Origin of the sequence: Succinivibrio faecicola (assembly GCF_019448115.1) — a bacterium.
Taxonomy (GTDB): domain Bacteria; phylum Pseudomonadota; class Gammaproteobacteria; order Enterobacterales; family Succinivibrionaceae; genus Succinivibrio; species Succinivibrio faecicola.
The window spans coordinates 1-17385 of the sequence record NZ_JAGFNY010000039.1 but is presented as its reverse complement, the minus strand read 5'-3'; the positions used below and the strand labels follow the sequence as shown (position 1 = coordinate 17385).

Here is a 17385-nt window from a genome sequence, read left to right as displayed (position 1 = left end):
AAAATCAATTAATGATTTTCTACTTATGTTTTAAAAAGATCTTCTGATACTTTTATCTAAAGATCTTAGGTATGATTTTATAATTTTTTCTCCTCATTTTTTTTGCTCAAAAAATTAGGCAAAAATCTTCAGAAAAATTTCTTTTTTCTATCCATTAATTTGAATCATGTTTATTCTTAATTGTTCGTACAGCCCCCTTTTTTTTCAACCGAAAAAAATAAATTTTTATTAAGTTTATTTGCAGGATGAGAAAACAACAGGTTAAATTGCTCTTTATCTAACATTTTCTTCAAGTTATTAAAAATAGAAAACAAGTCTTCCACCGTATGACAGAGTATAACTGCTGACTTTAAGTAGTCACTGGAAAGAAGCGGTTTTAAAATATCGCTATCAGCAATTCCACAAGAATGACCTATAATTGTTAAATCGAATAGCTCTTTGTTAATTACTGAATCAATATCAATGAACTCTGTGTTTTTTAAAATTCTTCTAGATTTTTTCTCAAAAGGATATTGTTCTTTTGTTACTTTTATCTCTTCTAAATTTGAATAACCAACTACGATGTTTGTATCTATTTCGTCTAGTCTCACTTCATCTTTAACGTGAAGTGATCCATTGATATACCTGATATCTATGTTAGGATTTTTTTGCTTAAAGATTTTTTCAGCAACATTTGTATAGTTGTAATTTATAATTGTAGTAGCATCACTTATATCAACTCTCTGTATAAGAAAATTTGAACGTTTTGATAAAGAATCTGAATAATCATCAGTTATCTTCTTAAAAAAAGAAGAAGAGCTACTTTCTTTTTCTAGGTGTTCTTCTGCAAACCGTAAATAAGTAGCAAGTAAAATTTCAAATGAATTTAAACCAAGGAGTAAACTATCAGTAGATGCTTGGTCTTTAGGAATTTGGTAAGATGTTCCGTATTTTTCTTTTAAATCTGGAGTCTGAGTTACTATCAGTTCGATTATGGATTCAATATCCAGCCATAATTTTAGCTTACATTTATGCTGTAAACTTTTTAGTTCGCTATGAATTAGATATTCAAAGGACTTGATTCCTTTGTTTCGCAATTCTTTTGGCAAAAACAAAAAATTATATTCAGGATTATCGATGAATGAGCCCCCTTGTTCTAGACCGTAAATGTACCTAATTAGCATCTTCTCTTCATTTATTGATTCGTCATAATCATCTCCATTATAAAAATAAACTGGTTCTGGCGGTTGAAAATAAATATATTGATAAAAATTAGGGAAAAGATTACCTAATACAAGCTCGCCCATCATACTAGAAGCAAAAATATTACATTTATCTAGGATTTCGTCAGTTGAGATTTCGTGGGCTTTTAACTGAAAGGGGCAATCCTTTTCTGAGAAAAAATTTTTTATTTCTTCGTCTGAGATTTTTATCTCTTGCTTTTTTTTGTAGTTGAATAAAGCACAACCATAAACAATGTATAAAATGAAGTCTTCAAATGAAGATTGAATTCCGGCTCTTATGTCAAATCCATTGCCTACGATTAGGATTTTCTTCTTAGGTACCTCAAAAGGATCAAGGATCCCTCTTGGAGTTATTATTTGGGTAATATTTCTGATATCGTGACTTTTTTTTAGGTCTCTATATTTAAACATTATTATTTACCCAATTTAATAAAAGTGACTTCATAAGCTTTGCAGGCTCTTAACTCAGGAAGATAAGTAAGCACGTCAAACGCATCTCCACCAAAGTTCTGATATACATCTAATCCCCTATCCAGGCTAATTTTCCATCCAGTATCAGTTTCAATATGCCTTGCATGAATAGTCTTTGCTTCATCATATTCCCAAGTGAAGATAAGACCATAACGAGATAAAGAATCCTTCATTTTTAAAAAGTTTTCTTCTTGTTTATCCCCCTTGAATTCATCTTGAATTGTCACAAGATGAACCTCTATCTCTTCAGTAGGATAATTTATCTTTACAACTGAGACTAAAAACTCCATTAGATTTCTCTGCTGGAAGAAGTTTCTAATATAAGGATCAGTTATTGATAGTTTCTTGGCCCCTTTCAGATAGGGCTGCACAAGATCGTTAAAGGAGCAACCTTTTTGGTTTTCCTTTATTTCCTTATGACCTTCTTCTAAAGGTTTCTCTGTAACTTCCGGACTAGACGTTAACATCGCCTGTTTTCCCTGTGTATCACCGTTCTGCTCATGAGTTTGTTTAGAAGGCTTTGTAGCTTCTAGACCATAATAAATATCAGCAAACTCAATTTCTTCAAGAGTCTGAACCGGTATCTCTTTTGTAGGTTCGTTAGTTTTAAAGAAAACAAAGTTCGTTTTATCAAAGGTTGAATCAATTCGTAAAAGCTGATCTTTAACTCGTTTTCTTCCTTCCATAGCAACAGTTAGAAGTTCTTTAATTTCATCCTCAGTTGCATCGTGGTTAGGGAAAATAACTTTCATTAGACCAGAGAATGTCTTCTTGATACCGTCCTTATCGCGGGTTGAAATATCCTCACCTAAGGTAAAGTATTGATTAAAATCAGAAGAGTAGTCGTCATTTCTAAGGGCTCTTAGAATTTCTGCAAAGTAATCTACAACAAAGCCATAACCTTCAGAAAACATCTCTGAACGTAAATTTTCAACTTCCCATCCAGGATTAAAACAATGAATTCTGTCTAAGAATGCTGAGTCATGATATTTATCTGGTAAATCGGCAAATAAATCAGAGGTTTTCAGCATATATGGAACGGTATGCGAGGTATTACCTACGAAAACCATAGAAGCTTCAGCTCCCATGGTCTGGGTGCCTCTGGAGAAGGTTTTATTGGCCATGTAGTTTTTCATGATGTCTACAAGGGCCTTATCAATTTTCTTCTGATTACCAGCAAATTCATCAAAGGCAACACAATCCCAGTAACCGACAAGTCCAATTTTGCCGTTGCTGTTGTTTACAAAGAGTTTAGGCACTGTTACTTCACCACCAGAGAGTAACATTCCATGAGGAGAAAATTCTGAATAGATATGGGATTTACCTGTACCCTTAGGACCAAGCTCCATCAGATTGTAGTTACGCTCACAGAATGGGATCAGACGGATAAGCTGTATAAACTTATTTCTTCTAGAAAAGACCTCTGGGTTTAAGCCCATACTCTGCAGGATAAAGTCTATCCACTCATCCATGGAGAAATTCTTTCTGCCTTCTTTATAGCCTTCTACATCAGAACGAGCCATCTGGATTGGTTTTAAAGATGTCAGTAACCAAGGAACAACTTTTGGATCTTCAACGTGGTAGTATTCAACTTCAGCAATACACCAGATACCAGAAACTAGAAGTTTAGGATTCTTCTTAATAGTCTCGGAGCCAACGATAACCTTGTTTATTCCGAGGTTAAAAAATGAGGCTTCATAGGTATCATCTTTTTCATTTAGGGTAACACTGATTTTATCAATGACCTTTTGTCGACCGATTTCCTTGATATTCGATCTGACTAGTTCAGCCTCATTTTTATGAACATAATGCTGGCTTAAGATTTCCTTAACAGACTGAATACCAGATTGAATACTGTCTTCATCTGAAGTTGTACAGTACTGACCGAGTAAATATTCAAGTACATATGAAGGTACAATTGCATTGCCACGGATCTCTTTGACCAAATCTTTTCTGACTACACATCCTGCGAATACCTGATTTATTTTCTGATCTAATGAGGATAATTCAGTCATTTTCTCTCCTTAAAAGTCTCGGCCAAAGAAGTTCTGTCTGATGGAGAAAGTTATCTCATCATATGGTGCATACTGATCGGTATTTTCTACTCGTTTAGTCAGCTTCAGGATAACACTTCCTGAATCTATGCCAGTAGAAAGTTTAAACTGACGCTTCTGCTCGCGTTCTTCAACGTTAGTTGTTTCTTTATTGAATTCCAGATCTTCGATATTGGAAACAGGAACTCCATCTCTGAAGAATCCTGCTTTAATAGAAATTCCCTTAACCTTATCTTCTACAGGCTGTTCCTGATAGAAGGTAATCAGAATCTGTCCTGAAGTAATGATTCTTTCTCGTGAAATTACTTTTACTTTAACTTCAGATACATCATCCTTGCGTTTCTTGTTAACGTGGATAACTGGAATCACAGTTTCTTCAAGAGTTGCTCCGCCGTGAATATAACGGCCATTCTGGCCTTGCTTGCGAATACGCTGAATTGCCTTAGGAATAAGAACAGAAAGATCTCCTGATAGACCTAACTCCTTAGCATGGAAGGAATGAAAATCTGTATTAGAACCATCCAATTCACCTTTGGCAGAAACAAATCTTCTATCTACCTGATACTTTTCACCAGTCACAAAAGGTTCTTCAACAAAATCTACATTCTTATCTAGCTTTTGCTCCTGATAAATGAAACCATGATCTGCTGTGATCATGATGTTGTTGGCATTGCCAGAGGATAATCTTGTAACAAGCTGCATCAACTCTTCAAGGCAGTCCTGTGATTTATCAAACAGATGTTCTTCATCATGTTCTCCGGTTGTATCAACTACATCATGATAGACATAGATTATTTCGTTAGATGCAACAATCTCTTTGATATCTTTGTTTTTATATTTTGATGATAATAGCTCTTCTGCATTGATACAGGTTGAAGCATGTCCGTATTGAGCAAGTATTTTCTTTCTGTTTTCAATTCCAGTTGCGGATATGCCATCAACTACAGCAGTGTTATCTGTTTTTAACTCTATTAAGTTATTAGGCAGCAGCGCTGCCATTCCTAGCTGAGTAAAACTTGGCAGTACCGATACCATTGGCTCAATTTCTGCAGAGAATCGATTATTTTGGTTAATCAGTCTGGTTAATTCTTCACCAAGCTCATATCGCAGAGCATCAGAAATAATCACCACTACCTTGTTATTTCTCTTGATAAATGGCTCAACATAGTTGTTAAAGAATTTTGGCTGATAGATAATCTTTGAGAAACTTCCCCAGTTCTTTTCCCCCTGAATTACAACCGAGAATTTCTGTCCCAAAGGACGTAAAAAGTCGTTGGTGTAAAGATTATCAATGGTTACTTTCAAATCAGAGAATAATTCATTGTTCTTATTGTTTCGACAGTAAAAGTTAAACTTTCTATACTGCTGGTCAACCTCATACCAGCTCTCCTGGTATTTATTGACTGCATCCTCAATATTCTCAAGGTTAAGATTAACTTTTTTTATAAGTTGCTTAAATTTGGATGCAGCGTAGGCTGTTTCGTAGTAGTCAGAAAACTCTTTCCACCAGGTTTTAGTACACCGAATATCAAGAATACGTCTTACATCTAATTCGTTGATTAAGTCATTACTGATATCTGATTTTAGTTTTATTAAAATCATTTCATCAATATTTCTGAAATAATCAATCTGCTTTAATGTATCAAAATCCAGTTTGTCAAAGGTAAGCTGCAAATTAAGTTCTGTTGCAGCTTTCTCTGTCCATTCATTAAAGTTTTCCCCGTAGTTTTTGCTGTCTTGCCAGTTCCCTAAAAACATGGCAACCTCATTGGATAGTTCAGAAGGTTCGCCTAACTGTTTCTTGAGGCTGTCATTAAATATCTTAAGAGCAAAATCGTGTAGGGATAGGCCAGTTGACTGATAGTTAAAATGCTTTGCCAGAAGACTTAACAATTCAGTCTGCATTTCTATACACGCATCTAGAGGCATCATCATTCCGTTTTGGCTCTGCTCATAAGCATCTTTAAGCAGGGACTGTAGAATGGAAAAGAAGGTATCTACCTTTTTTAGAGGAGACATGATCCCGATTATTTTTAAATCTACTGACTCAATTGTTTCTTCTTCCGATGAACCTTTAATGGCAGCCGCAAGTTTGTCTCGATATTCCTTTTTGTTAAAGAAATTCTCATGTTTCTTTATATATGAAGAAAATTTTGCAGGATCTAAACCAATTTCCGTACAGCGAAGAGTATCCTGTTCAGCAACAAATTTATAAGATGCTAGCTGAACATCCAAAAGCCAGTTATCTTTAACATCAGGCTCTCCAGCAGGACGATAGATTAGAAACTTCTTATCTGTTTCTTCAACAAGAATTCGATATTTAACCGAAAACTCATTGTTATCGAGTTTTATTTTCGTAACATCAGGCAGTTCTAGGGAGTTAAATTCATCAATAAGTTTTTCTTTATCGTCATCCCAGAATACTATTCGGTATTTGTTAAAGGCATTGAGAAGAGCTTCTGTAATACGTGAACTTGCCATTATCTTATTTTCCTGTATTTTCACTTCTGTTATTAATCTGCCAGTGACCACTACGGTTATTGCCGATTCTTATGATTATTCCTTCATCTAAGAGTTTTTTAAACGCTCTTTTTATGGTACTTTCTGAAACGCCCAATTCTGATGCCAGTCTTGGTCTAGTAATGTCGTTTTGTTTAGTAATTAGTAACAGAATCTTCTCATTAAGTGAATGTCCTGAAGTATTTGGGTCATAATTCGGGTCATGATTCGGGTCATGATTCGGGTCATCGTTTGGGGCGTTATTTTGGAGTCCTTGTTGTTTAGGCTCTATAATAAGAGCACTCTCAAGAGCCTTGAATTTTACTCTCAATGATGTTCCAATGAGCTCATATTCAGGAAGATCTTCTCCAATCGCACGGCATTCCGTACAGATTTTTTGAATACCTTGCCCCCAGCTTTCAATAAAGCCAGCACGATATAATACATTTGCTATATTTGGATTGTATGGCTCAGAATCATGTGCTTGCATAAAGGTCTCCACTGTCCAACCTTCAGGCAGTATGCACCTATTACCAATGGTCAGAGAGTCTTCCATGACTTTAATCTGAATTGGAGTACCGTACATATAGCAGTTATGTGCTATTGCGTTATAGATTGCCTCACGGATTGCTTCTCGGGCAAACGGATATTCCTCCACACGTATGTCATGTTCATAACTGATCTTTGCCTTTAAGTACATTAAATAGATAAGATCAACCACTTTTGTAGCGTTGACCATAAAGGATTCTTCAAGTTCGTGATGATAAACGACTAGCCCTGATTCATCAAATTTACCGACTTTAATAAAACTTCCTGCCTGAACAATAGACGGATCCTTGTAAAAAAGAAGTACAGCAGCTCTTGTTAACATACCATCCTTCATAAGATGCAGTTTTTCAAGAAGCTCCTTGTTGGAAACATTTAACTCAGCTTCTGTCATTCTTTTTTTTCGTAAAGCTTCTCTTCTGAAGATTTTGAAGCTTTCATCATCAAGATCATCAACGCTTAATCCGCTAACAATAGCATCTTCCCAAAGAATTCCATTTTTACGAGCAATAAAATCAGTAAGAGCAATTCCCGTTAGTTTCTGGTTTGTCGCTCCACTACGATAAAAGAACTCACCATGATAGCTAATAGGGAAAGTACTTGGTCCTGTAACCTTGATTTCAATGTATTCAATGCCATCTTTAGACAATCTATTCACATCAGCGACAATTCCAAGTCCTGACTGAATTTTATTTGGAAGATCTTCAAGCAACTTGCTGATGTTTTTTAATCCAACAACATTCCCGTCATCATCAACACCGATAAAGAGGGAGCCTCCCTTAGAATTTGCAAATCCGCAGAGCCATTTTAAATAATCATCTTTCCAAATTTCTTTATATTCGACATTATGGCTTTCTGCCATTGTTTTCCTCCCAGACACCCACTTTTTTGTAATTTAAATACAGCTGTGGCTTAATCTTCCTTCTTATCTAAACCCGCTATTTTTTCAAGGGCCTTACCAAACTTAATGTAGTTGGTCTTAACACCATCATCAAGATCAATCTCAATATTCTGCTGAGCCAGTGGATACATAATCTCACTGTCATAATTGTTTATGTCAGCGATAATCTTCTTAATTTCTTCAATGCGTTTATTCTTAGCATTGTTATCAGCCTTTGATAAAGTTCCTGAAGAAACAAGTGTCTCAAGATTCTGTTTTTCAGCATCTAACTTCTGCCTGAACTCAAGAAGGTATTCATTTCTTGCACGGCTGACTGTATAAGGCTGATAGCGTTGCATATATATAAGAGCTTTGAAATGACCTTTAGGACTCTTAAACATCCAGTAGATAGGACGTTTCTTGTAACGTTTTACATGGTCTGCGTAAAACTCATTTACAAAGTAATCTCGAATAGAATATGAATTCTTTTCCTTAACATTTAGAGTCTGTTCAATGAAGCGCAGATTTTCAAGATAATGTTCTTCACCAAAGGCAATCTTCAAGAAGCTCTTAAAGCGTTCTACGATATCATCACTAAACCAGTTGTCAGATAGAACGGGGATGACATTATCCTCATCTACCTCAAATGAAGAGTTAGAAACCTTTGCTTTAAAGTCCACAATAGTCTCTCCCTGATTGCAGAGGATTAAACCTTCCTTATCAAGGGAATATCGACCAAACATGCAGCCGACAGAGTATGAAATTAGATTTTTTACTATTTCAGATATAAATTCTTTTTGATCTTTATAAAGAGTTTTATAGTGATAATTGTTATATAGAGAAATATCTTCGATTTTAACTTCTGCCGAATATTCATTCTCGATGTTTTGTGATTTTAAGAAAAGCTCATTATTTTCTGTTTCCAATAGAGCTAATCTATGAGTTTTTTGTTCCCAATTTTTTAAGTAGGACTCAATGGATTTTTCTAAAAGACCAGTTTCTCGTTCTAAACAATTTTCTTTAAAATTAAAACTTAACTCAGAGGTTTCAAAATCTTCTTTTGATATTTTTATTGCTTCTTTTATCAAATCAGAATTATCAGATTTCAACTCAATAAATGGTAAATTTCCAACAGGGCCTTCATGAAAATCCATAGTAGGCGTAATAGCAGCTAAAAAACGTTCTGCTAAGTTGGAATTTAAAAAACCAAATACATTGTAAAAAAGATGTTTTTTTTCAGATTTTGGAAAACAAACTGAGCCTTTTGTTTCAAATAGCCAGTTTTTTTCAAAAAGTCTAAACGAAATTCTATAAGAAGAGATAGTAGACCAAGAAATACCTTCTGAAGAAAAATAAAAATCACTATTTTGAGGTCTTGACCTCAATTTCCCATTTTCATCTTTTAGATTTTTTATTTCATAACCATTTTTTTCCCAGTTAACGACATACTCTATATTTCCATACCATTTCCTATAGCTTCCACCTTTTGTACATGGACACCATTTTTTCTCTCCTGTCGCTAATAGTTTATCTGCATCCTCTCCCAGCGAAATTCTGTTAAAAGAAACTTCATGCCAATAACGTAAAAATCTTCCGTTATCTCCTGTTGCTAGACCTTGTGCTGGCTTAACAATGTCGCAAACTTTGTTATTACATCTTGGATAGATATCAGTAATTTTTTCATTAACCCAATAAGCAATAGGCGAACCAGGAATCTTCTTGAAGTTATCTGCAGATGTTTTGTAAAAGCCGTTGTAATTTGCATCCTCATTTCTCTCATTTTTTGGAGGGAACTCATTTGGCTTTTCGTTAACAATATTATCTAGTTCTACAAAGCAATAATATCCGTATTTTTTGTTATCTCCATTCTTCTGAAAAATTGTTGCTGCTGTACCAAAAGCTATCCCCATAATCATATTAGCCATGTGGCACAATGCATTGATTCTATTTGTTAGTAGAAGTTTTTCTCTTAGTTTTTCAAAGGAAGATAAAAACATCCAACTTTGCATTGTGACCATTGAATGATATCCTTTGGATTTAATGAGGTAAAAACCTCTCTCAATAAATGCGGAAAATAAATCTGCTTTGCTGTCTGGATAATTATCTTTCATCCATGAAACTAATCTTGAGTTTAGATCTCCTGCTCCTTTGTATGGAGGGTTGGTTACAACCACATGGTAATTCTGACTCAAATAATCAGCTGTAGTTAAAGCCTTAACTACCTTGCTATGAGTTTCCTGCAGAAATATATCATCAAGTTTTATATCTTTGAGTTTTTTTAATACTTCTCCTGATGTATTCACTTTAGGAATGATTAGAGAGCCAAAGTTATCAGCTTCATTAAACTGCTTAACTGTTTCTAAAACATCATAAGTTATGATGTCTGAACCAACTTTATTCCGATAATCTGAAAGCTCTTGTTCAGTAAATTCTATTTTTTCCAGATGACAGATTTGAGGAATAACGTTTCTTCCAAAAACTCTACGATCTTTTTCTCTTGCTTTCATCATTAAAGCAAAAGCTGCAAGTTCGGAAGCACGTTCATCAAGTTCCAGTCCAAATAGGTTATTCTCAAGAATTAACTTTGGAATTTCGGTATTGGAATATCCCTGTTCTTCATAAATCTTATAAAGAAGATCAAAGGCGTAAACCAGCATATGACCAGAACCACAGCATGGATCGCATACCCTGATTTCTTGAGGTGTACTGATTTTGAGAAAATCAGTTTCTGGCTCTTGAGATTCAATATAATATTCCATTGATTCTTTTAATGATGACTCAGGATGATTTAACATCCAAAGTCTTCCTAAGGAATTATCAACCAAATATCTTACAATCCACTCAGGAGTAAATAACTGTGTTGCTGCAGGTATGTTGTTAGGCTCAATCTTGATATTTTTCTTCAAATCAGCAAAGATTTCGTCTTTCTTTTCTGATATATAGTACTGATAAAGCCAACCAATAATTTCAACACTCTGACAGTTATCTATCGTCATTGCATCACGTATGCTCTGCAGAATACTTTCTGGTGACAGCAAATCTGAAGGTAAAAGGTATTCTGAATAATCATCCTCAGTCTGAAACAGAAATGGCATTTTCTTATTCCAGTAATTACATTCAGAAATAAGAAGTAAACGATACACCTCCGCCTCAGGATTAGCTGACTGCGTAGAGCCATTTAAAAGATTGTTAATCTTTTCTTTTGTTGCAGTAGAAACAACTTCATCATCAAAATAGTTACTTTTAGCCTCAGAGAGAATACCTGGAATAGAACTACCTTCCTGTTCTGGCGATACGACCTTAGAATTGGTGTAGCCATTTAAATCCATGAAGCGTAGCGCACAGAAGCGATTGAACCAGAAATATGCAACTTTACGGATAAGAGATTCTTCTCCATATTTGTTTAAATCCTCACAGAGTTTATTAAAAACATTTGGATGATTTCTATGAAGAATTCCGTCTAGTTTGATCGCCTGATCTAAACTGCTCTTTATTTGTGAGAATAAAATCTTTCGAGCTTCTGGAGCAAAGTTTTTTAATCTGCTAAAATCCATTTACTATCTCTTTATTAACAAGCTACTAACTATTACTTTACCAATATATGTTGGCCAGATTTGATTGCCTCAAGCATAGAGCTCTTTAACTGTGCAAGATATCTATCAACATCGTCTTCTGTTTCCACAAGACTCTTATCAGTATTTACAACCAGATCTTTAATATTCTTTACAGTATGGATAACTTTTGGCGGTATAGAAGTTATTGTTTGTTGTCCTTCTTGTTTATTATCACCATTACCAGGTTCGACAGGTGTTACTACAGTATTCTCAGAATCATAAAGTCTGATTATTTCCCCATACAAAGAAGAGCTAAAAGTTTTATCAAGATTGATTTCTATATTTTGAATAAGCCCAAAGTCAGATGTGTTGTTTAGACGTTCTTTCTCTTTCTCAACAAAAGAGCTTATCTTTTGCTGACTATCTACTGATAGTTTTTGATATCTATCCTGACTAAAAGCATCATCAACAATTTTGTTAAGCTTATTTGATACAGAGTCTTTAAATGAAGATATTGCTGACTTAAATACTTCATCGTATTTCTCTTTTGCATCATCAATTCTTCTTGAGATTGCAGTATTAAAGAAGTTCTCCTTTAAACAGAGTTCTTTTATCTCATCAAATTTAGATGCAACCTCAGTAAATCCGGTAAGGTCAGGTCTAGAAGTTGAAATTTCGTGGAAATTGATTGTCTGACGACTAATTAAATTGAATGAATCAGAATAATTCTTTTTTCGATTTGAATTATTCATAAATGAAACCAGGGATTCTAAATAGTTATCCCAATCATCTAACAGAAGATCTTCCATCTTAGTACCTGAGCTCTTGTCATTTAGTCTGTCATAAACATCAAGATCTTGATGGCAATTAGCAACATGCAGAACATTCTTAATAGCTTTTTCTACTGCTTCACATTCAGGCCATTGTCTATTTGCAAATTCATTTTGAATTTCTAAAAGTTTAGATCCTCGGTCTTTAAACTGTTCAACAGCGACTTTTGCAACATCCTTACCGTCATTTTTTTCACAAGGAATACCAAAATATTCCTTTATAAATTTCTTTAATTCAATAATGCGACTCTCAGGAATTTGAGTTTGCAGTTTTACTAACAATCCCTGTTGGGCACGGGTGTTTCTGAGCGAATCTACAAGCTCTTTGCCTTGCAACTCCTGATTAGTACCATTGGAGAAACTTATGATTTTTCTGGCATATAGGTGGGCAAGCAGACATGGCACTGCTGGATATACCCAACCATAAGGAATTTTCTCAAAATTGTTTCTTATTCCGTTAACAGAAACACTCATGCCGTTTCTTTGACAGCCTTCAAGGAAAGATTTAATTTCTGTTTCTGCTACTGAAATAGCGGTAATAGGAGATGTGCTTATAATTGAAGAAATCTGGCCTTCATCAAATATAGTTAAATCAGAAACGATATTGCGTTTGTAATAAGCTTTGCTTACCAACTTTAAAAAGCCTTTTTCAATTCTGCCTTTGGCATCTGAACCTGTTGCTCCTGTAACGTCATCTCCAAGAGCAAAAAGTTTTGCTCTTTCTAAGAGTTCAGAAAGCATGACCAATAGATCCTGTTCACGATTATTATTTTGGGCACCTTTCTCCAGGATTATCGATTGCGTCATTGGAGATTTTCCTCCAACAGAACTGTTTTGACGAACAAATTTCTGGGTTCTGCAGAATTTTTGTAACTCTGGATACAGCTTGTCATCATCAGGAAGCACAACAACTAATTCTTTCTCATTAGCTCTCTCTGACATCCACTTGCTAGGAGATTTTCTAACGGACAGCGGAGATATCAAGTTAATGCCAAGTTCAGCTGGCTTTCCATATGGGGTACAGTCGAGAATAGTGGTATATGAATGATCCCCACCTGTTTCTGGATCTCTTATCTTTGTTCCTTTCAATATCTTTTTGAAGAACAACTCATTGATTTTGTCGTTTAATTCAAAGTTATCTACAGATGTATTATTGATACTCTCTTCAATATCCTTTTCATCATCTGTTAAGAAGCTGTATTCTGTACCGTGTTTTTCAATATAGGTTTCTCTTACTAAACGGTCTAAAGCTTCATCAACTTTCTGACGAAGGCTATTTCTATCCTCATCAAAAGCAGACTGCATGAGAATAGTAATGTTTTGAATAGTTGCTTTAAACCCATCCACGTATTTAACAAGTAATAAGGCCTTTAAAACTTTTACCGCAAATGCATTTGGAAGACTTGTTTCAGCTCTGAGAATTGCACCTTGATTACGAGATTTAATCTGATTTCTAATGCCTTCAAACATTAAATCAAAGCTTGCTATAGTTCCTGTAGTCTGATTTTCAAGAGTTTTTACAACCTCTTGGAAGACTCCAAGCATTGATCTCTCACCTACAGAACTGTGTTTTCCTTCAAATGCATTTTTATCAGATAAGGCACGAATACAGTCTTGGAATAAATCAAACTGATAAGGAACAAATGGATAACAGTCTATAAAGTTTTCATCATCTTTGTAGTTTCTGTAAGTTCTTGACTGATCTACAAAGTTAAACAGAGTTTTGAAATTATTCTTTTCTTTGTCATATATATTCTGTAATTCTGGTTTACATTCGGTCTTCTTATCTAAAAGACGTTTTTGAATAACCTCAGCTACATCTTGTGATGATAATTTTATTCTGAGCTTAAATCGGTCTTGAATTTTAGAGAAGTCATTACTCTGCTGTTTGCTTTCGGAGCCCATTACTGTTTCCATATCTTCCTGGGCTGTTACAATAATCCATGCCTGACTTCCACACTTAGTGGTTAAGGTTTCGGATATAGTTTGCAAATTTAGCATCAGCTGGACATTGTCCGCAATATACTGACCAATTTCATCAACAAAGAAATTTAATCTGAAGTTTTTTCCTTTTTTCTTTACATAATCACTTACTAAAGAACAAAAATCACCAGGAGACATTGAGAACGAGTCTTTATATCCTTTCAAGGTTCCTTTATAGTCATCAGGACTTCCTCCTTTGATTTTTGCTAAAGCCTTGGCCACAGAAACGTCGACCATGAACAGTTTTTCTCTGTCCTTCTCCCAGTTCTTACCTGTTATCTCTTGATAGGCCTGTTTAAAAGTTTCAAATTCGCAATCCTGATCCAAAATTCTTTCAAATTTTGCGATGTATGGCTCTTTTCCATAATATCCACAGTGTTCATTAAAAACACGTAAAAACACACCCAATAATGCGCTGGTATCGGTTTTATTAATTGCTGATGCTTTCTGATCAATGTTAAAAAGAATATTCTCAGCCTGATATTGTGTAACCGCCTTCTTTAGATTTGCTTTTAAAAGACTATCGTTAACGTTGGTTAATCTGTCTAGAAATAAATCCATGGAGCTGTGGCCACAAATCTTCAGATCCTGAAGAATAACAGCCAGCATTTTTAGTAGATGAGATTTACCAGAGCCAAAGAAGCCAGAAATCCAAACTCCGTTTCCTCTAGCCCCATCATAGTCATTATATGCATCTATAAATTCACTAAGATTCTTGGCGATATCGTTAGTAACCACATATTCTTCAATTTCATTTTTGAGATTTAACTCATCGTTATCGTCAGCTTTGATAACACCGTTTATTGATCGATTAATGTCTTTTTTAAATAAATCCTGAATTGCTGTGGTCATATCAACCTCATCTATTTTTAAATCTGGTAATCAAGTAAATTGAAAGCTCGGTAATATCTATCACCAGGCATAATATTAAATAAATCTAGGGATGCGCCTTTTGTGTCTGAGTGGCTATAACTTCCAGGAAAGAACATTACCGTTGGTTGTTCTTCAATAGTGCTTTGAAGATTATTTAATACAGTATGAGAACGTATATAAGGGTAAATTTCCCCAACTCCGGTTATGAAAGCAACATCAAACTGTTTATCCACAATAATCTCTCTTATCTTTGGAATAAGGTTAGATTCAGGATCTAATAGACTTTGGAGCATGTCTAGCAAATCATCTTTCTCGTAGGATGATTCATCTTCAATAATCGAGTCGAATACTTCTCTTTCCTTTAACATCTCAATACATATCTTGTAGAGATTTAAATGAAGAATTTCTATCCCTCTCTCAACTTTTAACTTTTTAATTACATTTATAACGTCATCTTCAATTCTTAAAGCATCCTCAGGAGAAAAAGGGAAGATGAAAAAAGGGACTTCTTTACCTAATCCTTGTTTATTTAAAAATCTTTCCGAAGAAACAACTTTGACAAGATGATTAAATATCTCGTCATAGGGAGGAAATTTACCGTTTAGAATCATGACTGTAATAATCTCTTAATGTCTGCATCGTATATTGGTAAAAAAGATAAATCGTTGAGAGAATTATCCGAAACACATTTACAAAAATCGGCAGATAAAAATACTGGCTGAATGAAGTTATCCTTTGTTAATAGTCCAGCTTCTTTTGCAGAATTTATTATTCTTCCTCTTATTTTATTTCTCATCTGTGTAGAAACATTATCCAATTCACTATTGGATGAACTTAAATCAAAGTAAAAAGCATCAAAATCATCAAAGCTAACTTCTGTTTTAAAATTTAAAAAACTCTCTCTAAGAAGCTTTACTGCAAATTCTCTTGCCAATCTATTTGCTCTACACAATGCGATCCATAGTAATAGATGTTGCTCGTTATCATTTGCCTGGTTTAAAAAATAATATATTTCTGCCTCAGATAAATATCTAACTCTACTGAGCACTTCATTTACATATCGTTCTCTCGAAGATACAGCATTTTTTTGAGCTAAATTTTTCTCAATGGCAATTTTTCTAACAGATAACCAATCTTTTTCCTCATCATATAGAGATATCATCTCCGAAGATAAATGAAACATCAGGTTGTCTATCATAGAAAATTTGAATTTTTCATTTGGTAATATCATGACGAAACCTTTTCTCTATAGCTCATAATCGTTCCAGATTTTGATAGTTGTTTTAAAATTCTTCATAACAATCTGAATATCTGCAATTTATTTTGTAACTTTTTTAAGCTCTCTATAAACAGATATTCTGGAAATATCAAGAGCTTTTGCGATTCTGGTCTTTGGAATTCCGGCAGTATCCTTTTCATGACAAAGTTTCTTCTTCTCATCAGTCATAACAACCGGTCTGCCTGTTTTATAGTTACCTCTGGCTTAGCTGCAGCTATACCTTCTCTTTGTCGTTCCAAAATAACGGATCTCTCAAATTCTGCAACAGCCCACATAACCTGTAGCATCAATTTTGCAATGGGATTAGATTCATCTTTAGAGAACACTAAATTCTGAGTAACAAAATGAATGGTACTGCCTTTATCTGTAATCTCTTTTAGAAGATCTAAAAGGTCTTTGAGTTTTCTAGCTAGACGGTCCATAGAATGTAAATATATATGGTCACCTTCTCTTATATAAGACAGCATCTTTTCTAGTTCAGGTCTTTTTCTGTCCTTACCATAAATCTTATCTTCAAAGATTCTATCGAGTTTTATGCCGACTAGTTGTCTTGCTTTTTGATCTAGGTTAGATACTCAAATGTATCCTACAGATTGAAAGTTAGATGACATACAATAAGAACTCGTTTATTTTTTGATATTTCTTAATTTTTTATTGTACTATTAAAATAAATAATAATGTAACAAAAGATGGAGATTGTTTAATCTACATAACAAATAAAAAAAGAATGTTTTAACACGTTTAAATGTGAATATAACTAGGTATACATTATGCGATCGTTATGTAAATGGGTATAGAGACTCTGATTACTTCTTCATTAGGATCAGTAATTCTCATAGAGATGTTATGACTTAAATATAAAAGATTGACAGGAATATTGCCATATCTTTTTCAGTGCTTTTCTCAGATACCGTAAAAACCACAAAAACTAACACACATTTTTTGAAAAAAAACGGGAAGATTTTTGAGAAGTGGCAGGGGCAGTAAGACTCGAACTCACAACCGTCGGTTTTGGAGACCGCTGTTCTACCATTAGAACTATGCCCCTGTGGAATTGCCCGAGTATTATCAACAATTTACTCCCCTTTGTAAAGACCAAAATAAAAAAATTGTTATTTTTTTTACGGTGACCAAATGAAGCGGACATTGGTCACATTTGTCTAAAATTATAAATGGCTGTAGTTAGCGTACAG

The 17385-nt window shown here is 34.5% G+C and carries 9 protein-coding genes, 1 tRNA gene and 1 pseudogene; all 11 read right to left on the bottom strand.

The window, feature by feature from the left end:
• Positions 1-176 precede the first annotated feature (176 nt).
• The 11 genes and pseudogenes from J5V48_RS08710 to J5V48_RS08665 all read right to left on the bottom strand — a co-directional run bounded on the left by J5V48_RS08710 (position 177) and on the right by J5V48_RS08665 (position 17240).
• The gene (locus tag J5V48_RS08710) at positions 177-1634 is read right to left on the bottom strand and encodes an AbiH family protein (protein ID WP_219938194.1); all 1458 of its coding nucleotides are present in this window, start codon (positions 1632-1634) and stop codon (positions 177-179) included.
• Positions 1635-1636: 2 nt separating this feature from the next.
• Positions 1637-3709, bottom strand: coding sequence for a BREX system Lon protease-like protein BrxL (gene brxL, locus J5V48_RS08705; protein WP_219938193.1), 2073 nt, complete (start codon positions 3707-3709; stop codon positions 1637-1639).
• Between the two features lie 9 nt (positions 3710-3718).
• Entirely contained in the window at positions 3719-6229 is a 2511-nt protein-coding gene (pglZ, locus tag J5V48_RS08700; RefSeq protein WP_219938192.1) for a BREX-1 system phosphatase PglZ type A, read from the bottom strand.
• Between the two features lie 4 nt (positions 6230-6233).
• Complete coding sequence (locus tag J5V48_RS08695; protein ID WP_219938191.1) at positions 6234-7655, bottom strand: ATP-binding protein; 1422 nt, start codon at positions 7653-7655, stop codon at positions 6234-6236.
• A gap of 50 nt (positions 7656-7705) precedes the next feature.
• Complete coding sequence (gene pglX, locus J5V48_RS08690) at positions 7706-11227, bottom strand: BREX-1 system adenine-specific DNA-methyltransferase PglX (protein ID WP_219938190.1); 3522 nt, start codon at positions 11225-11227, stop codon at positions 7706-7708.
• A 32-nt stretch (positions 11228-11259) separates the two neighbouring features.
• On the bottom strand, positions 11260-14892 hold the full coding sequence (brxC, locus tag J5V48_RS08685; protein WP_219938189.1) for a BREX system P-loop protein BrxC: 3633 nt from the start codon (positions 14890-14892) through the stop codon (positions 11260-11262).
• Positions 14893-14909: 17 nt separating this feature from the next.
• A complete protein-coding gene (locus tag J5V48_RS08680; protein ID WP_219938188.1) occupies positions 14910-15524 on the bottom strand; it encodes a DUF1788 domain-containing protein in 615 nt (204 codons plus the stop codon).
• Positions 15521-16144 (bottom strand): BrxA family protein, encoded by a 624-nt coding sequence (locus J5V48_RS08675; RefSeq protein ID WP_219938187.1) that lies wholly within the window; start codon positions 16142-16144, stop codon positions 15521-15523. Before J5V48_RS08675 ends, J5V48_RS08680 begins: the two co-directional genes overlap by 4 nt.
• An 87-nt stretch (positions 16145-16231) precedes the next feature.
• A complete protein-coding gene (locus J5V48_RS09965; protein ID WP_255557787.1) occupies positions 16232-16360 on the bottom strand; it encodes a hypothetical protein in 129 nt (42 codons plus the stop codon).
• Positions 16357-16734: pseudogene (locus J5V48_RS08670) on the bottom strand (recombinase family protein); the annotation flags it as partial. The gene J5V48_RS09965 and the pseudogene J5V48_RS08670, both read right to left, overlap by 4 nt.
• A gap of 430 nt (positions 16735-17164) precedes the next feature.
• Positions 17165-17240 (bottom strand) — tRNA-Trp (locus J5V48_RS08665).
• Between the last annotated feature and the right edge of the window lie 145 nt (positions 17241-17385).